Origin of the sequence: Parabacteroides sp. PF5-6 (assembly GCF_029504695.1) — a bacterium.
GTDB lineage: Bacteria > Bacteroidota > Bacteroidia > Bacteroidales > Tannerellaceae > QVMG01.
In genome coordinates, this window is sequence record NZ_JAQFIN010000002.1 from 1 (window position 1) to 25,599 (window position 25,599).

Annotated in this window: 13 protein-coding genes and 1 pseudogene; 7 read left to right on the top strand and 7 right to left on the bottom strand. The window is 51.7% G+C overall.

Annotated elements, in window-relative coordinates; genetic code table 11:
- The first annotated feature begins 624 nt into the window (after positions 1-624).
- Complete coding sequence (locus M2133_RS02125; RefSeq protein WP_277464321.1) at positions 625-1,047, top strand: hypothetical protein; 423 nt, start codon at positions 625-627, stop codon at positions 1,045-1,047.
- A gap of 83 nt (positions 1,048-1,130) precedes the next feature.
- Here M2133_RS02125 and M2133_RS02130 read toward each other — a convergent pair whose 3' ends face one another.
- From M2133_RS02130 to M2133_RS02160, 7 genes and pseudogenes are all read right to left on the bottom strand, one after another.
- Positions 1,131-2,219: a glycoside hydrolase family 88 protein gene (locus tag M2133_RS02130; protein WP_277464715.1), complete on the bottom strand. Its 1,089-nt coding sequence runs from the start codon at positions 2,217-2,219 to the stop codon at positions 1,131-1,133.
- 42 nt (positions 2,220-2,261) lie between these two features.
- Positions 2,262-3,902: pseudogene (locus tag M2133_RS02135) on the bottom strand (glycoside hydrolase 43 family protein); the annotation flags it as partial.
- Between the two features lie 47 nt (positions 3,903-3,949).
- Positions 3,950-8,386, bottom strand: a complete 4,437-nt coding sequence (locus tag M2133_RS02140; protein ID WP_277464322.1) for a two-component regulator propeller domain-containing protein — start codon at positions 8,384-8,386, stop codon at positions 3,950-3,952.
- Positions 8,387-8,465: 79 nt separating this feature from the next.
- Positions 8,466-9,020 carry a four helix bundle suffix domain-containing protein gene (locus tag M2133_RS02145; RefSeq protein ID WP_277464323.1) on the bottom strand — a complete coding sequence of 185 codons (555 nt, stop codon included), beginning with the start codon at positions 9,018-9,020 and terminating at the stop codon, positions 8,466-8,468.
- A gap of 319 nt (positions 9,021-9,339) precedes the next feature.
- Positions 9,340-10,971, bottom strand: coding sequence for a pectinesterase family protein (locus M2133_RS02150; RefSeq protein ID WP_277464717.1), 1,632 nt, complete (start codon positions 10,969-10,971; stop codon positions 9,340-9,342).
- Between the two features lie 286 nt (positions 10,972-11,257).
- Positions 11,258-12,898: a RagB/SusD family nutrient uptake outer membrane protein gene (locus M2133_RS02155; protein WP_277464324.1), complete on the bottom strand. Its 1,641-nt coding sequence runs from the start codon at positions 12,896-12,898 to the stop codon at positions 11,258-11,260.
- A 19-nt stretch (positions 12,899-12,917) separates the two neighbouring features.
- The gene (locus tag M2133_RS02160) at positions 12,918-16,190 is read right to left on the bottom strand and encodes a TonB-dependent receptor (protein ID WP_277464325.1); all 3,273 of its coding nucleotides are present in this window, start codon (positions 16,188-16,190) and stop codon (positions 12,918-12,920) included.
- 252 nt (positions 16,191-16,442) lie between these two features.
- On the opposite strand from M2133_RS02160, the gene M2133_RS02165 reads away from it, so the two are divergent.
- The 6 genes from M2133_RS02165 (at position 16,443) to M2133_RS02190 (ending at position 25,297) form a co-directional block, all read left to right on the top strand.
- Complete coding sequence (locus M2133_RS02165; protein WP_277464326.1) at positions 16,443-18,062, top strand: glycoside hydrolase family 28 protein; 1,620 nt, start codon at positions 16,443-16,445, stop codon at positions 18,060-18,062.
- 73 nt (positions 18,063-18,135) lie between these two features.
- Entirely contained in the window at positions 18,136-19,575 is a 1,440-nt protein-coding gene (locus M2133_RS02170; RefSeq protein ID WP_277464327.1) for a tagaturonate reductase, read from the top strand.
- A complete protein-coding gene (locus M2133_RS02175) occupies positions 19,572-21,062 on the top strand; it encodes an altronate dehydratase family protein (RefSeq protein WP_277464718.1) in 1,491 nt (496 codons plus the stop codon). Before M2133_RS02170 ends, M2133_RS02175 begins: the two co-directional genes overlap by 4 nt.
- A gap of 20 nt (positions 21,063-21,082) precedes the next feature.
- Positions 21,083-22,492 carry a glucuronate isomerase gene (uxaC, locus tag M2133_RS02180; RefSeq protein ID WP_277464328.1) on the top strand — a complete coding sequence of 470 codons (1,410 nt, stop codon included), beginning with the start codon at positions 21,083-21,085 and terminating at the stop codon, positions 22,490-22,492.
- A gap of 162 nt (positions 22,493-22,654) precedes the next feature.
- Positions 22,655-23,698: a sugar kinase gene (locus M2133_RS02185; RefSeq protein ID WP_277464329.1), complete on the top strand. Its 1,044-nt coding sequence runs from the start codon at positions 22,655-22,657 to the stop codon at positions 23,696-23,698.
- 135 nt (positions 23,699-23,833) lie between these two features.
- Positions 23,834-25,297: an MFS transporter gene (locus tag M2133_RS02190; protein WP_277464330.1), complete on the top strand. Its 1,464-nt coding sequence runs from the start codon at positions 23,834-23,836 to the stop codon at positions 25,295-25,297.
- Positions 25,298-25,599 lie beyond the last annotated feature (302 nt).

Below are 25,599 nucleotides of genomic sequence, written 5' to 3' on the forward strand. Positions count from 1 at the left end.
CAATTCAAATCAAAAAATCAAAGAACGCTTGTATCTTATATATAATCAACCTGTTACGGTTGAAATTAAAAAATTAACGCATCAGTAGTAATTATTAATTATTAATCACTTACGACTTATCACTGATAAAGATATTCACCAGACTAACCCGGCATTATTATCCTCCGGCAGCCCCGTTCGCGGGGACTGCCGGTTTTTTTTTACCACATAAAAGTTTTCACCCCGGTCTTCACCTTTCACCCGGTCGCCAGATCCCTGTATTGATCGGCGTTTTGGGTGAAAGGTAAAGGAATACTTAAAAAAACGACAGACTTTCCCGGAAAAGGCCGGCGGCCTTTTCTAAAACTCCGGCGGCCTTTTGCAAAACCCTGCCGGCCTTTTGGGAAACTCCGGCGGCCTTTTTCAGGGAGCCTCCATCCTTCACCCAAAACGCTGATCAATACAGGGATCTGGCTGCCGGGTGAAAGGTGAAAAGGGGGTATAAAAGTTTTCACCCCGGAATACAGGGATCTCACGACCGGGGGAAAGGGGGAAAGGGGGAAAGGGGGACTGCTTTTTTGCCGGGAATGGCGATGGCGGTTCGTGAACTTTTTCGTTTCTTTGCTGTTCCATAAAGAAAGAGCTATGACGATAAAGATGGAACAGGAAAAGCCGGTTAAGAAACACAGGCGTTGGAAGAAATTCAGGAATACCACGGCAGCGATTTTGTTGCTGGGGTTGTTGGGCTTTGCAGGCATTCGTTATTATTACCCGTACGGGGAAGGGGTGAAGACCGGGCAGCTCAATTATGTGGTGTACAAAGGGGTGATCTTCAAGACCTACGAGGGCAAATTGATTCAAAGTGGGTTCTGGAGCAATACGCCGGGCGGCATTCAGTCGAATGAGTTTGAGTTTTCCATTGCCGATCCGGTAGTGGCCGATAAGCTGATGCACGCGGGCGGTCAGGTGGTGGAATTGCATTATAAGGAATACTTCGGGAGCATTCCCTGGAGAGGGTATTCGCGGTATATTGTGGATGAGATTGTGCAGATTACGAATCAGGAATAAAGGAGATTAAGGGGTTTAAGGGGATTAAGGCATTAAACCCCTTAATCCCCTTAAGCCCTTTAAGCCCCTTAGCCCTTAAGCCCTTACCTTTCTCTCTCTAAGACCGCCATAATAAAAGGCCCTATTGCCTTGGGATCGTTGGCGCGGATCAGTTCGTTGATGTAGTAGTCGTAGTTGCCTGAGCGGTTGTCTTTTCCGCCGAGGCCGGCAACGGCACAGGCTTGGGTGATGTGCATCAGGCCTTTCTCATCGAACGTCACAAACTCTTGCAGGAATCCGTTAAAGGCTTTATCGGCCACATCGCGGTAAGTGGCATCGATATAACCCATACGCGCGGCCTTGGATAAAGCATAGATAAACATCGCCGAGCAGGATGACTCCAGGTAATTGCCCGCGTCGCCGCTCCGGTCTAATACCTGATACCACAGGCCGGTCTTCGCGTCTTGTATCTTCTTCAGTTGAATCGCTATGTTATTGAGGATCGCCAATACCTGGTCGCGTCCCGGCTGATCGGCCGGAATGAAATCGAGGGCATCGACGATAGCCATCGCATACCAGCCCAACGCCCGTCCCCAGCAATGCTCGGACTGTCCGGTGACCGGATTGGCCCAGAACATCTGGCGGCTCACATCGCAGGCATGGCGGTAGAGCCCGTTCGCCGGATCATACGTATGGCGGGCAGCCATCAGGATCTGGTTGACGCCGTCGGCATAGTCGTCCGGGCAATTGTTGCGCTTGGCATATTCCACCATAAACGGGGTACCCATATACACGCCATCGAGCCATACCTGGTGCGGATAGATCGCTTTATGCCAGAAACCGCCGTCGTCGTTGCGCGGATGCGTAGCCAACTGGCTATACAAGAGATCGATGGCTTTCTTTATCTTTTCATCTTTCGTCAGGTCGTACAAACGGAACAGCATCTTGCCACTGTTCAGGCGGTCGATATTATATTCTTCCAGGCGGTAGGTCTTGATCGATCCGTCCGCCAGGATCATCGTGTCGGCATAGGCTTTGATATAGTCCAGGTACTTCCGGTCGCCTGTACGGTCATAAAGCTGAAGGAAAGCCTGCAGTTCCAAGCCATGACAGTAATCCCATTTCAGTGTTTTCTGGAAATCCAATCGCCAGGATTCGGGATAACGCGCCATTTCCGAATCGGCGATGCGCACGGCATACGACAAAGCATTTTCCGCGGTCTTCGCCGTTTCGTTCCGGGTGATGCGGAACCAGTCGACATCCGCCCATCCGCCGTCGTTGGTCTCGATTGCCGGGCGGGTACAGAACAAGCCGACCTTCGCACCGATCCATTTCCCTTCGCGTGCCGGGAACGCTTCGCCCAGCGGCGTATAGTTGCGGCCGTCCGTACTATAAAGGAACCGGCAGGTTGCCGTCGCGTCGAACGTCACGCGCAGATTGATCCAGCCGCTTGCCACCTTCGTTTTTGCCTGTACCGCTTCCCGTTTCCCCGCGTCTGCCTTCTCGCAAACGACCTGGGAAAGGACAAGCCCTTCTTCGGTGTTCTCCAGGATCAGTCCGGCATAGTCGAGTCCCATCACCACCAGTCCGGTGCGTTCGCCGACATACTTATCCGAGGGCTGGAAGTATAACCGTGTCGTGGCGGTGAACGCCGGTGCGGGGGTCTTCTGCAAAAGCAGGTTCGGCACATCCCAGAGGCTGCGTGCCTGGGGTCTCAGCGGATAAGAGTACAAACGTATACTGCTGTTGGCCGCGTCCGTATAGATCCATTTCGGATTGTAGTTGGCTTGCCACTGCCATTGAAGGCCTAATCGATTCGTATCGAACTCATCACTCTCCTGGGGCGTAGCGATGGCATAAGTCTTACCAACGTTGGGTTTCTTATGCCGCAATACCGGCGTTCCGCAGCCGTCGCCGTCTTTATCTTCTCCGATCACCGGCCAGCCGTTTTTCCACTTCATGGGTTGCAGGTGGATGATACGCCCGTAGGCACCGACATCCTGGAAATGCAGGAACCAGTCTTCCCCGGTTGTCGTATCCACCCAGGCGCCCTGGTGCGGGCCGTTTGTCGCGCTCTTGCCTTGCGCCATGACCGTGCGGATCTCGTAAGGGCCGTACGGATCGGTCGCGCGCAGGACCGTTTGCCAGCCGGTAGCCACGCCACCCGCCGGAGCGAAGATATAGTAATAGCCGTCTTTCTTATAGAATTTAGGACCTTCGATGGTCGGATGTTTCTCGTGTCCGTCGAAGATGATGCGGCTTTCGGTGATCGCTTGCGTGGCTTCCGCGTTCAATTCGCACACCGCCAATACGCTCTTCAGCCCGGCACGGCTTCCGGCGAAAGCATGCACCAGATACACCCGTCCGTCGGCATCCCACAAAGGCGACGAGTCGATAATGCCTTTCCCGGCTTTGACCAGGACGGGTTTCTCCCAGGCCCCCCGGATATCTTTGGTCCGAGTCATAAACACCCCCTGGTCGGGATCGCCCCAGAAGATATAGTATTCACCGGCATGATGACGGATACAAGGCGCCCATACCCGGTTGCCGTGTTGCGGCACCTCAGGCGTTTCTTTCGGTTCCAGGGCATAAGGGATTGCCGCGTTGATGATCGTCCAGTTCACCAGATCGTTCGAATGCAGGATCTGCAATCCGGGGATACAGTTGAAGCTCGATGAAGTCATATAATAATCGTCGCCCACACGGATCACGTCGGGATCGGAATAGTCGGCATATAAAACAGGATTACGATAGGTGCCGTCTCCCTGATCGGAAACCCAAACGGAAGAGACAGGAGATTCGGATTGCGCGTAAGCGGCCAGCGAGCCGGCAGCCAAGAGCAGGATCAATCCGGAATGGAGGATAGTTCGTTTCATGGTACATTTTTATTGTTATCGCCACAAAATTAGAATGTCCGCCCCTTTCAGGTGTGTAGATTCTGACTATTTAGGTGTATTTTTTGTTCTTTGTATTCGGTGGGCGTGATTCCGTACTTTTGTTTGAAACATTTGCTGAAGTAGCGGGGATCATTGATACCCACCATATAAGAGACCTGCGAGATGCTGTATTCGCCCGTCTCGATCAGTTCGGCAGCGCGCTTCACCCGCATCTCTTTGATAAACTCGATCGGCGCCAGGCCGGTCAATGCTTTCAGTTTCTTGAAGAACACCGAACGGCTCACGGCCAGTTCGGCGACCAGGTCTTCTACGACCAACTCGCCATTGTCCATATTGGCCTCCATCAGTTCGACCAACTTATCGATAAACTTCCGGTCGTTGGGCGACATCTCACCCGTAGGGGTCGACGCTTCGCGCACATCTTTCTTCGCCGGAGCCATCAGGTTGGAGAGATAAAGCTCCTGCAGTTTCTTATGTTGCACCAACAGGTTCTCCACCCGCGCTTTCAGGTAGGCGGAGCTGAACGGTTTGGTGATATAGTCGTTTGCCCCGTACTCCATACCTTCCAACTTACTCTCGAGCGTCGATTTGGCCGTCAACAGGATGATGGGGATATGGCTGGTCGTCAGGTTCTCGCGCAATTCGCGGGTCAAGGTCAAACCATCTTTATCGGGCATCATCACATCACTGATGATAATGTCGGGGATCAGGCTTACCGCTTTCTCAAGCCCTTCAGCCCCATTCTTCGCCTCGGCGATGCGGAAAGAAGAGTGGAAGATCGAGCGCAGGAACAGGCGTAATTCATTATTATCCTCGACCAATAACATCAAGCCGCGCGAGGATTCGTCGTCATCCCCCTCCCCTATCACCTCCTCCGGCGCAGCGGTATGGCTCTCCTCTTCCCGGGTGGGGAAGGCATAATCTTTGAGGATAAACTCTACCGTATCGTCATAATGCTCTTTTCCTTTCTGGAAAGCGACTTCGAAGGTGCTGCCTTCGTTCAATACCGATTCCACCGAGATCGTCGCTTTGTGCATCTCGACCAGTTCTTTCACCAGCGACAAGCCGATGCCGGAGCTCGATTGGTTGAACAGGTTGCGGTCGACCAGGTTCTCGAAACGGATAAAAAGCGACTCTTTCTTATTGGCGGCAATACCGATGCCCTGATCCTGCACACCGATAGAGATGGTCTTTTCATTCTCCAACACATACACCTTGATCATCTTGCCTAAAGGGGTATATTTGAAGGCATTCGACAAGAGGTTGAAAATGATCTTCTCCAGATGATCCGCATCCGCCCAGAGATACAAGGCTTCTTTCTCCGATTCGAAGATAAAGTCGATATCATGTTCGTCGGCCAAGGCTTCGAAATTGCCCATGATCGTCCGGATAAAAGAATCCAGTTCAATACGCTGCACTTTCATCTTCATCTTCTTATTCTGGATCTTGCGGAAGTCGAGGATCTGATTGACCAATCGCAGCATCCGGTCGGTATTCTTCTCCACCAACTGCAATTGCTCCCGGGCATCCGGCGGCAAGGCTGTGTTTTTCAGGATATGCTCGACCGGCCCGGCAATCAGGGTCAGCGGCGTGCGCAATTCATGGGAGATATTGGTAAAGAACCGCAGTTTGATGTCCGAAACCTGATGTTCCATCGTCACCTCGTGCTTCAAGCGGTAGATGGTAAAAAGGATATAGACGGCAACAAAGATAATGCCCAGGATAAACAAGACATACAAAAGATAAGCCCAGGGCGTTTCCCAGAAAGAAGGCAGGATGGTGATCGGCAGTCCCCTGGCGTTGTCGACCCATACCCCGTCGTTATTGGTCGAACGCACCTTGAAGGTGTACTTTCCTTTGGGCAGGTTGGTATAGGTCACCACCCGTTGCTTATCGGCTTGCGTCCATTCATTGTCAAAGCCTTCCAACAGGTAAGCATAACGGATATTCTCCGGTGCTTTCATATCCAGTGCCGCATATTGGAGGGTTACGATATTTTCTTTGTGGGATAAGGTCAGCTGGGGTGTTTCGTCGACGATCTGTTGCAAGACTTTCGAGCGTCCCGGTCGCATCTCTTCATTATTGATCTGCAGGCGGGAGAAGATGATCGGCGGAATGAACGAACTCTTCGCGATCGAATCCGGATTGAAAGCCAGCCAGCCGTTGCTGGTTCCGAAGACCAACTCACCCGATCGGGTCTTTACCGACGAGGCCTCGTTGAAGCCGGCACGGATATCCAGGCTTTTGTCATTGTAGTTGTCTGCCCGTTCTTCGGACGGGATAAACTTACACAAGCCGTTCTCCGTACTGATCCATATATTCTTCCGGTCGTCTTCCTGCATGGAAAGAAGCACGTCACTGGGCAAGCCGTCTTCCATGGTGTAATGCGCAAAGCGGGCTGTGCCGTCCTGCTCCACCCCGATCAGTTTGTTCAATCCGCCGCCGAAGGTAGCCAGGTAAAGCACCTTGTCGGAACTCTCCATGATCCAGTACACATCGTTATTACTGAGGCTTTGTTTATCGGCAGGGATTCGGATATGATGATCGAACCGGATCTCTTCGGGATGCGAGAAATCCGCGCGGAAAGAGAGCGCGCCCGAGGTGGTTCCCACCCAGATATACCCTTTGGAGTCGGACGTGACAAAGCGCGCCCGGTAACAGTCGTCGATCGGATAGCCTTTCAGGTTGTTCTGGTGGTTGATAAAGGCGACACTGCCGTCGGCCCGTTCTTCCATATAATTCAGTCCGCCGCCAAAGGTGGCAATCCAAAGCCTTCCCCCGCGATCTTCATGCACACAATAGATATTATCGTCGCTCAGGCTATAGAGGTTGTTCGGGTCGGAGCGGTATTGGGTGATCCGGTAACGCCCGCCTTCCTCACGTGCCTGATAAAGCCCGTCTCCTTTGGTGGCAATCCAGATATTCCCTTTCGTATCTTCATAGATATGATAAGCCACACCCAAGGAGTGATCCCCGGTTTTCGAGAAGGAGCCTTCTTTCGTCAGGCAACCCAGGAAGTTACCGTCTTTGGTATAGATCCGGATCTTCCCGTCGCGCAGGCCCATCCACAAACGCTCCTGCCGGTCTTCGAAAAGGGAACGGATATCATTGCTCAAAGATTCGTAATTCAAAGGATTAGGCGATTGCAACTGAAAACGCTCGGTCGTGAACGTGATCTTCTCCAATCCTTTCGAATGGGTACACATCCAGAGATTGCCCTGCCGGTCCGACATGGCTGCATGTACCTTATTGGAAAAACGCCAGTCCGGCATGCCCGGTTCGTTGTAGAAAGGCACCAGCCGGTTCTTTTCCCGGTCGAAAAAGGAGAAACCGCCATTGAACGGATGCACCCAGAGGTAACCGTTTATGTCTTCGAAGATCAGGAAAGCCGGTTGCGAACGATAAGCGCTGCCATCTTCCACCTCGAGCACCTCCTGGCGGATCACCCGGGTGAACGGATTGAAATGCGTCACGCCACGGGCATCGCCCAGATCAAACCAGACCTCTTTCATCCGGTCGACATAGACCGACAAGACCTGGTTGCCCGGCAGATCCCGGTGGGTCGACGAATGGTAATGCGTATACAGATCCGACTGCGTATCGTAGGTATAGAAGCCATCCGTCCGGGTAGCCATGATCAGATCCTTATCCGAGTAATACCGGATCGCGACAATATCCGACTCCGTATCCAGCTCCAACAGGCGGAAGCTCCGGTTGTCTTTATTGTAAAGCCATACCCGCCCTTTGGCAGAGCCGAAGTAGAGGTTTTCTTCTCCTTCCAGGAAACAATAGAAGGCTTGCTTCTGTCGGGATTTGGAAGACTGGGTATCCGTAAAATAAAGCGTGGGTTGCAGGGAATCACCCTTCAGCACCCCAATACCATTGTCGGACAAGATCCATTCCTCGCCCGAAAGCGCCTGGTGAACGGAAATAATAGATACCGAAGGGAAAAGGCCCGACTGCAGGGAGTACACATCGGAAGTAAGCGCATGCGTTTCAGGGTCTGTCGTCACCCGGATCGCTCCCTCTTTCTCGGTCAACAGCCAGACATGATCCTGCAGGATATGGATAGCGCTGACCACGATATTACTCTCCCGGCCCGACTCGGGCACTTGCTGAAAGACTTCTTTCCGGGGATCGAAACGATAGACCTTACTGTCGTAAGTCAACACCCAGATATAACCCCACTGGTCTTCGGCGATATGATCTACCCGGTTATTGACCAGGCGGATGGAATTGTCCTCGCTGGTTTTGTAGGTTCGGAACGTATAACCATCGAACTTATTGATCCCATCCCAGGTTGCGAACCACATAAACCCCTTACTGTCCTCCATAATCCGCATAATGGAATTCTGCGAAAGCCCTTCCTCCGAAGAATAATGGGTAAAGGAACAACGCCATTGGGCGGAGGCACCCATCAGCGAGACACAAAAAAGGAAGAGAATAAGGTGAAGCTTTCTCATGATGATTGACTATGGCTTTATGGCACAATATTACGGAATTTTCAGGAGAAAAGCAAGGGGCTTAAGCCCCTTAAGCCCCCTAATTCCTTTTTCTCCTCTCCTCACTGCGCATGCGTGTCATGCGCTCACGCAGGCCGCCTTCCTGCAGAAAGTCCTGGCTCAATTTATCTAAGAACTTTGCCAGGAGGTAGTCTGTTTGTTTGATCAGGCAGATCGTTATGTTAGCAATGGTTTCGGGCGGGCGGGTTGGGATGAGAGACATATAGAAAGCACTGTCATTGTGGGCGCGTCCCAGTTCGCGCATCTTTTTTATTTCGACAGAATGGTCTTCCCATTGGCGATGCTGACGGGTGCGCAGGTAATCTTCGTAGTCGATAAGCAGTTCGTGGAGACTGGCTTTGGCAACGTTGATCAGCTTGATCTCCATCTCTTTGGAGGTGGGGGATGCGGCACAGCCTTCGACGATATTTTGTTTCCCGGAACGGGCGGCTTGTACCATCTGGTCGCAGGTGCGGTCGCCGCGCTGAAGGTAGTGTTTACAGAAATAGAAAGTGATGTCGTAGATGGCTTCAGCTTTCTGGTAGCAGAGGAGGGTTCGGTAGTTTCTGCCGGGGAGGAGGAGGTTGTTGGTCATGGTGTTTGATTTTAGTTGATAATTAATTTTAGGGGTAAGGGGGTTAAGGGGAGTAAGGTTTTCAAGGGGGTTAAGGGGTTTAAGGGGAGTAAGGGGGATAAGGCATTAAACCCCTTGGATCCCTTAAGCCCCTTGGACCCCTTGGACCCCTTGGATCCCTTGGATCCCTTAAGCCCCTTGGACCCCTTGGACCCCTTGGATCCCTTAAGCCCCTTGGACCCCTTGGATCCCTTAAGCTCCTTAAGGCTCTTAACCCTTAAGCCCTTAAAGATAGTATTTTTTTTCTAACAAACAGCCCTTTAGGCTATAAAAATACTCTTCACCTCCTCTCCAACACCAACGTTTCCGGATCGGTCAACGGATTCCAGTTGTCTTTGCCGGCGAGGATCTTTTCGATAGAATAATCACTGCAGTCTGTGAGCTGTTGCGAGAATGGGGCACGGGCTTGTGGGTTGGCTCCGGCACCGACGCTTTGGTATTCGGCGAACAGGATGGTGCGTTCGGCTGCGGGCTTGTTCCAGTTGTGCCAACCGACGGGCAGGATATGGGCGTCCATGCGGCAACGGATAAAGACCGCTTTGGCATAGTCGCGCCAGGGACGGGAAAGGTAAACTTTCTGCACGCCGGGGGCGGCCGTCAGTTCGCAGTCGAGGAAGACATAACCGTACGTGCGTCCTTCGGGAGTCGCCGGAGCGGTAACGTAGCCGTCGCGGTTGTTGTGCAGGCGGCAACGGTTGAAAACGGCCGTCGACCAACCAAAGATATAATCGACTGAGCCTTCAATATCACAGTCTTCGTAGTATTGGCGGCTGTTCATGCCGTAGGTATAGAGCGTATCCTGGAAGCCGAGGAAGCGGCAACGCTTGAATACCGTGCGGTCGCCGGCGGCCATCACCGCCACGGCCTGCCCCACGGGTCCTGCACTGTTCTCGAAGGTGATATTCTCGGCATAGAGGTTATCTGCGTAGAAATAACAGGTAGCCGAGCCGGAGGTCGACTTCTCTTCGCCAAAGATATTCTTCTTCTGGGCATAATCGTCATAGGTAAGTATCGTACCGTCTTCCCCGAATAGGGAGACGTTGATTTTGCTTTCCGGCAGGATCACTTTCTCTTTATACACGCCCCGGCGGATCAGGATGCGTGTGCGGCCGCCTTTGCGGTAATCCGGGACAATAGCAATGGCTTCCTGTACAGTAAAGAAATCGCCCGAGCCGTCTTTCGCCACCACAAAGTCGTAAGAACGGATATAGGGTTGAAAAGCCGGAAACTCTTCTTCTAATACACGGGCAACCATCGCAGCCACTCTGCGCGCGCCGGCGATATTCAGATGCGTATCGTCTTCTTTCCCTTCGGGAAGGGCGGGCACCGTAGCGGGCGCCACCCACATAAAATACTTCCGCGAAGGGATATCGCCCAAATCCTCTACCCACCGATGGGTTAACGCGTTCAGATCGATCAAGGGTACATCGTTTATTGTCGCTACCCGCCGGGTGGCCGTCAGGTAGTCGCCATGCGTATCGATCAATTTCCCGTCCACGTCGAAATGCCGTCGTACAATAGAAGTAAGCAAGACCGGATGCCCGCCCCGCGCCCGGGTTTCGGTGACAAACCGTTGCAGATTGGCATCGAACGTCGTGCCCGGATCGGTATGCCGGGCAACATCCTCTTTCTGATCGTTATGCCCGAATTGGATAAAGACATAATCACCCGGTTGCACCTTATGGATGACCGCATCCCAGCGCCCTTCGTCGATGAAACTCTTCGTGCTGCGGCCGTTCACCGCATGATTTTCTACCTTTATCCCTTCGGAAAGGAATCCCGGAAGCATCTGCCCCCAGCCCCTTTCCGGGTTACCGCCATCCGTGGGTTTGTCGGCCATTGTGGAGTCGCCGATTGTATACACGCGGAAAAGAGCTTCTTCCGCTACTGCTGCCTGCAGATTAAAGACCATAAAGAGCAACAACACACAGCTACTCTTTAATTTGCTTCCTAATTGTTTTTGTATTCGTTTCATGGTTTCTTCTTTCGTTGATTACCTGTTTCTTTGCCACCGTGTTGGCAAACTTTTGCCACCGTGTTGGCAAACCTTTGCCACTTAGGTGTCAAACCTCTGCCATCGGCATGTCAAACCTCTGCCACTTAGGTGTCAAAGATAGAAAGCCCCGAATTCGCATACAAATCCGGGGCTTCCAAACTAACTAATACCTAAAAATATTACATCTTATGTACAATGCATTTTACCAGCCCGGATTTTGTTTACCTGCCAAAGCCGGGTTCAGTTCGATCGCCGCCAATGGAATGGGGCGAAGTAAGAACTTATTATCCACTTGTCCGGCAGAAATATCGGGATTATGCCGTTCGACATATTCCGCCAGTTTGCCCGTACGTGAAAGGTCGGCCCAACGATGATATTCACCGGCCAGTTCGCGTGCACGTTCGTTCAGGATATAATCAATATTCATTTCTCCCGCTTGGGCTTCCGGCGCTTTGGCGCGGTTACGGACGATATTCACATAGGTTGCGGCATTGGTATTGTCGTTCAACTTCACACAGGCTTCTGCTGCGATCAGGTTGGTTTCGCCCAGACGAGCCAGGCAGATATCACGCATCGAAGATGTGGTAGAGAAGATAGACTTTCCGTTTTCGGTATCATCGAACTTGCGGAACGAGGCAACGCCATAGACATCTTCTTTCATTTTCGCCTGGTAAGCGGTCGTAATGTTATTGATATTGTTTCCTGTGGGAAGCATCTCGACGACAATCGCATTGGCGCGGCTCGCGTGTTCAGCACGCCAGGCATCGATGTTCGCGATCTCCCAGGAAGGACAATAGTAATAGGTTACCGCACTGGTATTCTTGGCTTCCGCATCGTAGAAATCCCAGTAGCTCTTGCGCAATTCGGTCATGAATGTGGCTTCGTAGCGCTCGTCCTGTTTCGGGTTAGTCGTGTTGGTGTTGAACACTTCGTGCATCCACAAGGTCGGAGTCAATGTGGAACTGGTATATTTATGTCCTTTTTCCTGTCCGTCCAGGTAGGCACAGAAATGCGCCATTTGTTTGTTTCCACTGGTGTTGTTTACTACCGTCTTCAGGTCGTAAGGCACATAGAACAATACTTCTTCGTTCTTCTCGCCGGCATTGCTGAACAGCGTAGCGAAAGAGGTATTCAAGGCATTGCCTGCACCGGCTGCCTTGGCGGCATTCAATGCTTCGGTGAAGTCGCCACTATTGCCTGAAAGGTATCCTTTCGACAGATAAGCTTTCGCCAGGTAATGATTGACGGCGCGTTTATTGAAACGTCCTTCGTTGTTCTGATTGTCCAAAGCGGAAGAAGAAGCGAGTTCTTTCAGTTCACTGATCACAAAGTCGTAAACCGCTTCCGTACTTACCCGTTCCGCACTTTCAATCGGCGCCGACGAACGTTCTGTTACCAGAGGAACGCCACCAAACTGCTGGGCCAGGTTCAGATAATACAAGGCGCGCAACGCCCGGGCTTCAGCCACCCGATTAGCTCTTGAAGCCTGGTCAGTTCCCCAGTAGATCACTTCATTCGCCAGAGAGATCGCTTTGTAATGATCGGTATAGAACGTAGTTACTGCGCCGTTCGCGCTGGTAAACGCGGCACCATAGAGGTTGGCTACGTCTACACTGGTACGGCCCGAAGCGAAGAGGTCCGTTCCGCCTTCCAACAACCAGGGATCGCCCCCGTATATCGTACGCAAAGAACTGTATGCTGCATTCGTGAGGCTTTCAAAGCCGGCATCCGTCGCGTAATAGTCAGCTCCGGGAATATCTGATTTCAGATCCTGATCCAAGAAGTCGGAACAACTGCTTAACGCAAGGAACAGGGTTGCTATTAATACATATATCTTTTTCATATCTTATTCGTTTAAGCAATTAGAATTTAACATTTAAACCGATCTGGTAAGTCGTTGAGCTCGGACCACCCGTACCGTCGTTGATTCTGGCATCGGCCCATTCGGGATCAAACCCTTTGTAGTCGGTGAAGGTGAACGGATTCAACACATTGGCATAGACGCGCAGGCTTTCGATACCGATCTTACTCATCATCGTGCGTGGGAACGTATAACCTACCGTAATATTCTTGATCTTCCAATAGGAAGCATCGACATAGTTCTTCGATTTGAATTCCGTATTCTTACCCGTATGCCATCCGATACCCCCTCCGTGGTTGTAGTTCACATCGTTGAACGGATAAGGATAAGAACCGACAATCGTTTGAGCGGCTACGGCAGATGCATCCGAAGTCAATGAAGCCGGGTTAGAACCGTCCCAAGTGTAATTAAAGATAGGAGCGCCCTGCGGGATGTAGAAATCCATATCCAGCTTGGTACGGCCACGGTCGGAATAGTCGGTAAACTCTTCCATAAAGTAGCTGTAAAGCGTATGTCCCTGTTTGGTATTGACGCTCATCGAGAAGTCGAAGTTCTTATAGGCGAACGAGGTAGAGATCGTTCCCGTCCATTTCGGCATCGCCTGGCCGATGATCTGACGGTCTTCGTCGTTGATCTTTCCGTCCTGGTTGAGGTCTTCATACGTCATGCTTCCTTCAAACCAGCCATACCATTCGGATTTGCTCTTAGTCACTCCGTTGACTGTCATCTGTTCGTTAGCCATTGCTTGTGTGCAGATACCGGTTGAGCGCAGGTCGTAAGCCACGTCGATCGGTTCGCCGATGAACCATCTTTGCGCGCGCATATCTTCTTTCTTGCCCTGAAGTTCCAGGATCTCGTTCTTGTTCTTGGCGAAAGTCGCCGTTACATCCCAATAGAAGTCTTTGTTCTGCAGGATAATGCCTTTCAACATCAATTCAATACCGCTATTGCGCACCTTACCGACGTTAGCGGTCATGCTTCCGGAGTTGGAGCCTTGCTCGATCAACAGCTTCTGGTCCATCAACAGGTCCTTGGAGTCTTTGGAGTACCAATCGGCAGAACCGGAGATCCGTCCTTTCAGGAAAGAGAAGTCCAAACCGAAGTTGATTTCCGAAGTCTTTTCCCAGCTCAACAGTTCGTTGATTGTTTCCGGACCATAGCCTTTACCGAAGCCTGAATAATACAATTGGTTCGCAAGGAACAAGGTTTCGTAGTTGCCTACCGAAGCGTTGTTACCGGTAAGCCCGTAGCTACCGCGCAGTTTCAGGTAAGAGATCCAATCCACATTGTCGCGGATCAACGATTCTTCTCCGATGTTCCAAGCCAAAGCCGCGGAAGGGAAAGCGCCCCATTTGTGACCATCGAGGAATTTAGACGAACCGTCCCAACGGGAAGATACCGTTGCCAGGTATTTACCTTTATAGCTATAATTCAAACGAACGGCATACGATAACATCGTGCCTTTACCGTACGAGCTACTCACTTTACTGTAGCTGCTTGCTGAACCCAGGTTGTACCATAGCGTCTCAGGCGTCACGCCTGTTCCGGTCAATCCGTACTTTTCGGCTTCATTGCTGTACACACTGGCCAATCCCATCAGGTTGATATTGTGATCCTGATTGAATGTTTTGATATAGTTCACTTGTGTATCCCAGGTGTACGCGAAGTTCTGTATTTTGGATACCGTAGCCAATGCCGTTCCTTCCGGATTGGTCGAAGCGTTATAGGTCGATGACTGCATCGAAGACAATCCACCGTAGTACTCGCCCTGACGGCTGATATACAAGGTCGGAGCGAATGAAGTTTTGATGATTACTTCCTGAATCGGTTGGTATTGCGCGTACAACGTGCTCAGGAAACGGTAGCTCTTGGTCTGATCGCTCGAGTTCATCGCGTCGATCAACGGAGAAACGGAAGAAGAGAAACCGGCCGGGAACGTGAGGCTTGAAGCTTGTCCGGGCGCCAGGTCCTTACCGGGCTGGTAGTTGACTTCTCCGGTTTCCGTATTATAAGGTAACCAATAACCGTTGGCACGGAAAGCTTCCTGTATACCGCGTCTGGAGCCGTAGTCCGAATCGGTAGCCGCCATATTGGCTGATGCGCCCATAGAGAACTTATCGTTGATCTTGCCGTCGATAGACAGTTTGATGTTATAACGTTGCAGTTTGTCGCCCATCACACCGTCTTCCTGTTGATAACCGGCACCTACCCGATAAGATACTTTAGTACCCGCACCGGCTACCTGGATGAAATGGTTTTGTTGCGTTCCATTGGTCAACATCAGGTCGCGCCAGTCGGTGAAGTCGCGGTTAACGAACTGTTCACGCATCTTGGTTGAAAGATCTTTGCCTTTGTCGTTCCAAACAGAAAGCAGGTTTCCACTGGTCATCTCCAAAGGAAGGCGACCGTCGGTTATCTTGGCGTTCTTCACCGGCGTAGCGTATTTCATATAACGGAAGTCCATCCATTTCACATCGTCCATAAAGTCGGGCATACGCGCCGAGGTCTTATGACCGACGTAACCGTCGTATGTTACGCTTACCTTAGAGTCGGCACCGCCTACTTTCGCTTGTTTGGTAGTCACAATCACAACCCCGTTGGTCGCGCGTGAACCATAGATAGCCGTCGAAGAGGCATCTTTCAGGATGTCGATCTTTTCGATATCCGCCGGATTCAGGAAGTTGATATCATCGGTCACGATACCATCGACCACAAACAAAGGAGAGGTAGAATCGCCCAACGTACTCTTCCCACGGATCGAGATATTGAAGCTCTCACCCGCGCGGCTGGAAGATTGGGAGATATCCACACCCGGAACCTGGCCTTGCAACGATTCCATTACCGTAGTAGCCCCTTTGGACACCAATTTGGAATTGTCGACACTGCTGATCGCTCCCGTCAGGTCGGACTTCTTTTGTACGCCGTATCCGACGACAACCACTTCCTCCAAGGCCTGAGAATCTTCTTTCAATACTACATTAATAATAGATTGGCTACCCACAGTGATCTCCTGAGGCATGTAGCCGATATAAGAAATAGATAAGACGGAGCCGTTCTCTACATTCGAGATGGTAAACTCTCCGTCCAGATTGGTTATGGAACCGTTGGTGGTTCCCTTAACCAGCACATTCACCCCAATCATGGGTTCACCCGTTACGTCGGTTACCGTTCCCGTTACCGTACGTCCTTGTGCAAAAGCAAACAGGCTTACCACACTCAGTAAAAGGGTAAGAACGCTTTGGTGCACTTTTTTCACTTTGTTTCGTCTATTCATGGTTGATCGATTTAATGTAACATTCTTTCGTTTTTTGTTTGTTTGAGGCAAAGGTAGGATGGCGCTTCTAAACAGATGTTTACAGATTGTTCATTTATGTGAAATAATTGACTGATACCAATTTTTCCACATCAAAACCAAAAAACAAACACCTTTACCAATTTGTCTCTGCAAAAAAACAAATATTCACCCAGACTGCAAACAAGAGGTTTTAATATTGCATTCGGAAACAAACGAAACAAAATAATATCCATGAAAACATCGAAAGCATCAGCTCTACAAGCTTTTATCCTAATTACGGCTTGTTCCTTAGCCTTATCGGGATGCCGGGCAGAGATCCGGCAAGCCGGTGAAGGGAATCCGTCTTTTGCCGCCCATTTCGAGAATCTTCCTTTTGAAATGGAAGCGATCGAACGTCCCGTATTCCCGGAACGATCCGTCAATATCCGTGACTACGGAGCCATCGGCGACGGCATCGCCATGAATACCGAAGCAATCAATAAAGCCATTGAAGATCTGGCTACCCAGGGAGGGGGAACGGTCGTTATCCCGGCAGGCATCTGGCTGACCGGACCGATCCGTTTGTTAGACAATATAAACCTGCATGCCGAAACAAACGCATTGATCCTGTTCAATCCCGAGGTATCTCTTTATCCGATCATCGAGACCTCGTTTGAAGGACTCAGTACCCGCCGCTCGACTTCGCCTATCCATGCGCGCAAGGTCAAGAATATAGCGATCACAGGCAATGGTGTCTTTGATGGCTCGGGCGATGCCTGGCGCTTTGTCAAAAAGGGGAAAATGACGGAATCACAATGGCAAGCCTTGCTCCATTCCGGAGGAGTACTCAACCCCAAAGGCGACACCTGGTATCCCAGCGCGGAGTCGATGCGGGGACATGAGGTGAGCGATATGTTCAATAATCCGCAAAGCCTGTCGACCGATGCCGAATGGGAAGCGATCCATCACTGGCTGCGCCCGGTCTTTGTCAGCCTGATCGAATGTCAGGATGTTTTACTCGAAGGCGTAACCTTCCGCAACTCACCGGCATGGAGTATCCATCCGTTGATGTGCGAAAGATTCATCATGTCAAATGTCAAGGTGTTCAACCCCTGGTACTCCCAGAACGGCGACGGATTAGACCTGGAGTCGTGTACAAACGCACTGATCGTTGACAATTTGTTCGATGTAGGCGATGACGCCATGTGTATCAAGTCCGGGAAAGACAAAGAAGGGAGAGAAAGAAATGTCCCCTGCCAGAATGTAGTTATAAAAAATAATGTAGTTTTGCATGGCCATGGCGGGTTTGTCGTAGGCAGTGAGATGTCCGGCGGAGTGAAAAACATCTATGTGACCGACTGTATGTTTGCCGGAACGGACGTCGGCCTGCGTTTCAAAAGCACCCGCGGCCGGGGAGGTATCGTCGAGAAGATATGGATTGAGAATATCAATATGGCCGATATCCCCACCGAGCCGATCCTGTTCGATCTGTTTTATAGCGGAAAGTCGGCACTGGAGGAATTGGAAGAGGGCAAAACGATCGCTACGGATCTGCCGCCGGCAACAGAAGAGACCCCGTCGTTCCGGGATATCGTGATCCGGAACGTGAAATGCAAAGGAGCACGGCGTGCGATGTTCTTCAACGGTCTTCCGGAGATGAAGATTAAGAACGTGCAGTTGGAAGATATATTGATCACCGCCGATCACGGGATCGAACTGGTACAGGCAGAGAATGTTTCGCTGAAGCACGTACGGATCCACGCGAAAGACGGGAAGGAGTTATCCGCCCAGTACACCCATAAGCTAACGATCGACGGAGAGTCTGTTCCCGACTCCGACCGGATCCCCTTAACATTGACGCTTAAGAACTAATAGATAATAGCCTCAAAACTGAGGTGATTGGACTAATTCGTAATTTTTAATTCGTAATTGATATATATATACCATGAAAGAACTGAATAAAGCGACTGCCCCGAAGGCGTCTTACCCAGAGCGAGTGATCCAGTTTGGCGAAGGAAATTTCCTTCGGGCTTTTGCCGACTGGATGATCGGCGAGATGAATGAGAAAGCCGGATTCAATAGCAGTGTGGTGGTGGTGCAACCCATCGAACAAGGCATGATCGAGATGTTGAACAAGCAGGACTGCCTGTATCATGTCAACCTGCAGGGATTGGAAAAGGGAGAGAAGGTGAACAGCCTGACCCGGGTGGATGTGATCAGCCGCGCCCTCAATCCATATACCGAATTTGAAGCATTCATGCAGTTGGCCGAGCAACCCGAGATGCGCTTTGTGATCTCCAATACGACGGAAGCCGGTATTGTGTTCGACCCGTCGTGCCGCCTGACCGATACTCCCGCTTCTTCTTATCCGGGAAAGCTTACACAGTTACTTTATCACCGCTTCAAAACCTTCCGGGGAGATAAATCCAAAGGGCTGATCGTCTTCCCTTGCGAACTGATCTTCCTGAACGGACACAAACTGAAAGAAGCGATCGAGCAATATATCGATTTGTGGGAACTGGGTGCGGAGTTCAAAACCTGGTTCACGGAATCCTGCGGCGTGTACGCCACCCTGGTCGACCGGATCGTTCCCGGCTTCCCGCGCAAAGAGATCGATGCGATCAAAGAAAAGTTAGCATACAACGACAACCTGGTGGTGCAGGCGGAAGTCTTCCACCTCTGGGTCATTGAAGCGCCCGAATCCGTTGCCAAGGAGTTTCCGGCAGACAAGGCGGGTTTGAATGTGTTGTTCGTACCCAGCGAAGAGCCTTACCACGAGCGGAAAGTAACCCTCTTGAATGGTCCTCATACCGTCTTATCCCCCGTAGCCTGGCTGTCGGGAATCAATATCGTGCGGGATGCCTGCCAGCATGAGGTGATCGGCAAGTATATCCGTAAAGTGATGTTTGAAGAACTCTTGGAGACCCTCGATCTGCCGAAAGACGAGTTGATTCAGTACAGCAATGATGTATTGGAACGCTTCAACAATCCGTTCGTCGAGCACTCGGTCACTTCGATCATGCTCAACTCCTTCCCCAAATACCAAACGCGCGACCTGCCGGGATTGAAGACGTATCTCCAACGGAAAGGCAGACTGCCACAGGGCCTGGTCCTGGGATTAGCCGGAATCATCACCTATTACAAAGGCGATGCCCGTGCCGACGGCATGAAAGCCGAAGCGAACGATGCCCGCGAAATCATCGAACTCTTACAGACGCTTTGGGCGACCGGATCGACCCGCCAGGTGGCGGAAGGTGTCTTAGGCGCCGAAGAGATCTGGGGTGAAGACCTGAACGCGATCCCCGGCCTGACCGATCAGGTGGTAACTTACCTGGATGCGATCCGGGAAAAAGGAATGTTGGATGTGGTGAAGGAGATTATCTGATGCGTAAGTATATTCATATCAATCCGGATGACAATGTCGCCGTAGCCGTGGAGAACCTCGAACGGGGCGAACACCTGCACATTGGCGACAAGATCATTGTATTGCAGCAGGATATTCCCGCCGGGCATAAGATCGCGTTGCACGACTTCAAAGCCGCCGATCACATCATCAAATACGGCTATCCGATCGGGCAGGCCCGCGAAACCATTATCACCGGCGATTGGGTGAATGAGAAGAATATCCGCACCAACCTCGAAGGATTGCAGGAATACAGCTACAACCCGCAGCCGGCCCCAGAGATGGAATACTCGCCGGCGCTGACGTTCCAGGGCTATCGCCGGAAAAACGGTGAGGTAGGCATCCGCAATGAGATCTGGATCATCCCGACGGTAGGCTGCGTGAACGGCATTGTGCAACAACTCGCCAGGCTCCTGACCAAAGAAACACAAAATGAAGGCATAGACGCTATCGTTCCTTTTCCGCACAACTACGGTTGTTCGCAATTGGGCGACGACCATGAGAATACGCGTAAGATCCTGCGCGATATGGTGTTGCATCCCAATGCGGGTGCCGTACTGGTGGTCGGTCTGGGCTGCGAGAACAACCAGATCGGTGCCTTCCGTGAATTATTGGGCGAATACGATACCGAACGGGTTCGCTTTATCGAAACCCAACGGGTAGACGATGAGTTGGAGACCGGCATGCAGATCCTGCGCGAGCTCTACGCATTGGCTTCGCAAGACGAACGCACGGAAATTCCCCTGAGTGAGTTGAAGGTCGGCTTGAAATGCGGAGGCTCCGACGGCTTCTCCGGCATCACGGCCAACCCATTATTGGGCGTCTTCTCCGACTTCCTCGTGGCCCAGGGCGGAACGACGGTACTGACCGAAGTGCCCGAGATGTTCGGTGCCGAAACGATCCTGATGAACCGGTGCGAATCGGAAGAGGTATTCCAAAAAACCGTACATCTGATCAACGACTTCAAGTCGTACTTTATCGAAAACAAACAACCGATATACGAAAACCCCTCGCCGGGAAACAAAGCGGGAGGCATCTCGACCTTGGAAGAAAAATCGTTGGGTTGCACACAGAAAGCAGGTAAATCGATCGTCCGGGACGTATTATTATATGGTGACCGGCTCACGACGAAGGGTCTGAACCTACTGAGCGCGCCGGGCAACGACCTGGTGGCCAGCACAGCACTGGCGGCTTCGGGCTGCCACCTGGTGCTCTTTACCACCGGACGGGGAACGCCTTTCGGTACGTTCGTGCCTACAATGAAGATCTCGACCAACAGCAATTTGTACATCCGCAAACCGAACTGGATCGATTTCAATGCCGGTACCCTGCTCGAAGGGGAGAATATGGAGTCGCTCTGCAAACGCTTCACCACCTATCTGATCCAGGTAGCGAATGGCAGTTTGACAAACAGTGAGAAGAATGAATACCGGGAGATCGCGATCTTCAAGACAGGCGTTACGTTATAATTAACAATTAACAATTAGATATGAAAGCTTTTATGGATAAAGACTTCCTGTTGACCAATGCCGCGGCGCAGGAACTGTATCACAATCACGCGGCACGGATGCCGATCATCGACTACCACTGTCATCTGATTCCGCAGATGGTGGCCGACGACCACCGTTTCCGTTCACTGACCGAGATCTGGCTGGGGGGCGACCACTACAAATGGCGCGCCATGCGCACGAACGGCATAGACGAGAACTATATCACCGGGGAGAATACCACCGACTGGGAGAAGTTCGAGAAATGGGCGGAGACCGTTCCCTACACCATGCGCAACCCGCTCTACCACTGGACGCACCTGGAACTGAAGACCGCTTTCGGCATCGAGAAGATCCTCAGCCCGCGCACCGCCCGGGAGATCTACGACGAATGCAACGAGAAACTGCAACAGCCCGAATACTCGGCACGGGGCATGATGCGCCGGTACAATGTCGAGGTGGTCTGTACGACCGATGACCCGGTGGACAGCCTGGCATATCACAAACAAACCCGTGAGTCGGGCTTTGAAGTGAAGATGCTGCCCACCTGGCGTCCCGACAAAGCGATGGCGGTAGAAGTGCCGGCCGCTTTCCGTACCTATATGGAAACGTTGGCAGAAGCAAGCGGCACGACGATCAGTACCTTCGACGATATGATCAATGCCCTGCGCAACCGCCATGATTTCTTTGCTTCCTACGGCTGCCGCCTGTCGGATCACGGCATCGAAGAGTTCTATGCCGAAGACTATACCGAAGCGGAGATCCGGGCGATCTTCAATAAAGTCTATGGCGGAACACCGCTAAGCCGGGAAGAGATCCTGAAGTTCAAATCCGCCATGCTGGTGATCTTCGGTGAGATGGATTGGGAGAAAGGCTGGACGCAACAGTTCCATTACGGCGCGATCCGCAACAACAATACCCGGATGTTTAATCGCTTAGGAGCGGATACCGGCTTCGATTCGATCGGTGAGTTCAATACCGCCAAAGCGATGTCGAAGTTTCTCGACCGGCTGAACTCCAACGGCAAGCTGACGCAAACGATCCTCTACAACCTCAACCCCTGTGCCAACGAAGTGATCGCCACGATGCTGGGTAACTTCCAGGACGGAAGCAGGCCGGGCAAGATCCAATTCGGCTCCGGCTGGTGGTTTCTCGATCAGAAAGACGGCATGGAACGGCAGATGAACGCGCTCTCCCTCTTGGGCTTATTGAGCCGCTTTGTCGGAATGCTGACCGACTCGCGCAGCTTCCTCTCCTACCCGCGCCACGAGTATTTCCGCCGTACGCTTTGTAACCTGTTGGGTTCCGACCTGACGAACGGGGAACTGCCGGCAAGCGAAATGGCCTTTATCGGGCAGATGGTAGAGAATATCAGTTACAACAACGCAAAGGAGTACTTCCTTTTCAAATAAAATGAGGGATAAATGCTTTGCCATGCCCTTGGCAAAGGTTTGCCATGGTGGTGGCAAAGTTTTGCCACGGCGGTGACAAAGTTTTGCCACGGTGTTGGCAAAGTTTTGCCAGCCCTTGGCACGCTTTGGAATAAGTAAAAATAAACCTAAATAAGACAAGAGATGAAAAATAAGATTGTTTCTTTTGGTGAGATTATGCTGCGCCTGGCCACACCGGACTATCTCCGGTTCAACCAGACCAGCCAGTTGAATGCGACCTTTGGAGGTGGCGAAGCGAATGTGGCGGTTTCTCTGGCCAACTATGGACTGGAGACGGAGTTTGTCACCCGCCTGCCCCAGAACGATATCGCGCGGGCTTGTGTGATGGATTTGCGCAAGTACAATGTGGGTACGAATCATATCCTTTACGGCGGCGATCGCCTGGGTATCTATTTCCTGGAGACCGGAGCCGTGGCACGTGCCAGTAAGGTAGTCTACGACCGCGCCTATTCTTCGATCGCTTCGATCGAACCGGGCATGATCAACTGGGAAGAGGTACTGAAAGACGCCAAATGGTTTCACTGGACCGGTATCACCCCGGCACTCTCCCAAGGCGCTGCCGACGCCTGCCTCGAAGCGATCCGGACAGCCAACCGGCTGGGCGTAACCGTTTCGTGTGATATCAACTTCCGCAAGAACCTCTGGAAATACGGCAAGACCGCCTCGGAGATTATGCCGGCATTGGTCGAAGGATGCGACGTGGTATTGGGTAATGAAGAAGATTGCGAGATGGTGTTCGGCATCAAACCCGAAGGCTTCGACGTGACCGCTACCCATGGCGAGGTGAATGCCGCCGAGTTCGAATCGGTATGTACCCAGATGCAGGCGCGTTTCCCTCGGGCCAAGAAAGTGATCATCACCCTGCGCGGCGCCATCAATGCCAACCACAATACCTGGGGCGGCGTACTCTATGCCGAAGGTAAGCTCTTCCAATCCTGCCGCTACGACATCACCCATATCGTCGATCGCGTAGGCGGTGGCGACTCGTTTATGGGTGGCTTGATCTATGGCTTGAACACCTATCCGGGCAACGACCAGAAAGCGTTAGACTTTGCCGTGGCCGCCTCCTGCCTCAAGCATACCATCTATGGCGATTACAACCAGGTAAGCGTCGAAGAAGTGGAAAAACTGATGAGCGGAGATGCCTCCGGAAGGGTGTCGCGCTAAAGAGCTGATAGATAAATGGTGTGTGCGCACAAACATTTTCTATAAAAAAAGTTATTGCATAGGCCGAATGGAGGAATAATACTCTATATTTGCCGGCACTTAGTACGGATATTTAAACCTATTTAATACATTGTCATGAGTAATTTATCAAACACGAAAGGCAAGATGACCAATTACCGTTGGACGATCTGCGCCATGCTCTTCTTTGCTACGACCATCAACTACCTCGACCGGCAGGTGTTATCGCTGACCTGGGATGAGTTTATCAAACCGGAGTTCCATTGGGATGAAAACCATTACGGTACCATCACTTCATTCTTTTCCATCTTTTACGCGATCTGTATGCTCTTTGCCGGCCGCTTTGTCGAGTGGATGGGGACCAAAAAGGGGTTCCTCTGGTCGATTGGCGTATGGAGCGTAGGCGCCTGTCTGCATGCCGTTTGCGGATTGGTGACCGAATCGTGGGTAGGCATGCACAGTGCCGCCGAACTGGCCGCCGCGACAGGTGATGTAGCGGTATTAATCGCCACAGTCAGCATGTGGGCGTTCCTGGTGGCGCGGGCGATCCTGGCGTTGGGTGAAGCCGGTAACTTCCCGGCAGCGATCAAAGCGACAGCCGAGTACTTCCCGAAACGCGACCGGGCTTTCTCGACCTCGATCTTCAACTCAGGAGCTTCCATCGGCGCATTATTTGCTCCACTGACCATTCCTCCCCTGGCGAAATACTTTGGTTGGGAGATGGCGTTCATCGTGATCGGGGCCTTAGGTTTTATCTGGATGGCATTCTGGGTATTCGTCTACGACAAACCGGAGAAAAGCAAACACGTCAACGCGCTCGAGCTGGAATATATCGAACAGGATAAACACGAAGAGAAACAACCGGCGAAGGAAGAAACCGCAGAAAAGAAGATTCCTTTCCTGAAATGCTTCACTTTCAAACAAACCTGGGCGTTTGTGGCCGGTAAGTTTATGACCGACGGCGTTTGGTGGTTCTTCCTCTTCTGGACCCCTTCCTACCTGAGTACACAGTTCGGGATCAAGACCTCCGAAGGACTGGGTATGGCGTTGATCTTCACGCTCTATGCCATTGTGACTGTCTTATCGATCTACGGAGGCAAATTGCCTACGATCTTTATCAACCGCAGCGGACAAAATCCGTATGCCGCGCGCATGAAAGCGATGTTGATCTTTGCTTTCTTCCCGCTTGCCGTATTACTGGCACAACCGCTCGGCATGCAATTCGCCCACCTGGGTAAACATGCCGCATGGATCCCCGTCCTGTTGATCTCGATCGGTTGCGCCGCCCACCAGGCATGGAGCGCCAACCTGTTCTCGACCATCGGTGATATGTTCCCCAAAGGAGCGATTGCCACGATCACCGGCATCGGTGGTATGGCCGGTGGTATCGGCTCGATGATCATACAGAAATCGGCCGGTGCCCTGTTTGTCTATGCCGGCGATACGAACATGACGTTCTTTGGTTTCGAAGGCAAACCGGCAGGTTATTTCATTATCTTCTGCTTCTGCGCCGTAGCCTACCTGATCGGATGGGTGATCATGAAAGCGTTGGTACCGAAATATAAGCCGATTACGATCTAATCAGGTACGTAACCGGGGTTGACCAAAAAGTAACAAACTTAGTATCAAACAGTCCTCGCCTGGTCAGGCGAGGGGGACCATCGCTTGCGATGGTGGAGTGGTTGTTTCACACATACCGTACTGACGTACGGCTCTTGACAGAAAAGACAACCACCCCACCGCTGCAAGCAGCGGTCCCCCCCGCCTGACCAGGCGGGGACACTTAGTTCGTATATCTTTGAGTCAACCCTAGCTTTTCATACACCCTCTTTCTCCCTTCTTCATTCTCCATTCTTCATTCCCCATTCTTCATTCAAAAACAC

What these genes read in the sequence shown, in the direction of transcription:
- M2133_RS02125 (WP_277464321.1), top strand. Translation starts at nt 625, where the DNA reads ATGACGATAAAGATGGAACAGGAAAAGCCGGTTAAGAAACACAGGCGT.
- M2133_RS02140 (WP_277464322.1), bottom strand. Translation starts at nt 8,386, where the DNA reads ATGAGAAAGCTTCACCTTATTCTCTTCCTTTTTTGTGTCTCGCTGATG.
- M2133_RS02145 (WP_277464323.1), bottom strand. Translation starts at nt 9,020, where the DNA reads ATGACCAACAACCTCCTCCTCCCCGGCAGAAACTACCGAACCCTCCTC.
- M2133_RS02150 (WP_277464717.1), bottom strand. Translation starts at nt 10,971, where the DNA reads ATGGTCTTTAATCTGCAGGCAGCAGTAGCGGAAGAAGCTCTTTTCCGC.
- M2133_RS02155 (WP_277464324.1), bottom strand. Translation starts at nt 12,898, where the DNA reads ATGAAAAAGATATATGTATTAATAGCAACCCTGTTCCTTGCGTTAAGC.
- M2133_RS02160 (WP_277464325.1), bottom strand. Translation starts at nt 16,190, where the DNA reads ATGAATAGACGAAACAAAGTGAAAAAAGTGCACCAAAGCGTTCTTACC.
- M2133_RS02165 (WP_277464326.1), top strand. Translation starts at nt 16,443, where the DNA reads ATGAAAACATCGAAAGCATCAGCTCTACAAGCTTTTATCCTAATTACG.
- M2133_RS02170 (WP_277464327.1), top strand. Translation starts at nt 18,136, where the DNA reads ATGAAAGAACTGAATAAAGCGACTGCCCCGAAGGCGTCTTACCCAGAG.
- uxaC (WP_277464328.1), top strand. Translation starts at nt 21,083, where the DNA reads ATGAAAGCTTTTATGGATAAAGACTTCCTGTTGACCAATGCCGCGGCG.
- M2133_RS02185 (WP_277464329.1), top strand. Translation starts at nt 22,655, where the DNA reads ATGAAAAATAAGATTGTTTCTTTTGGTGAGATTATGCTGCGCCTGGCC.
- M2133_RS02190 (WP_277464330.1), top strand. Translation starts at nt 23,834, where the DNA reads ATGAGTAATTTATCAAACACGAAAGGCAAGATGACCAATTACCGTTGG.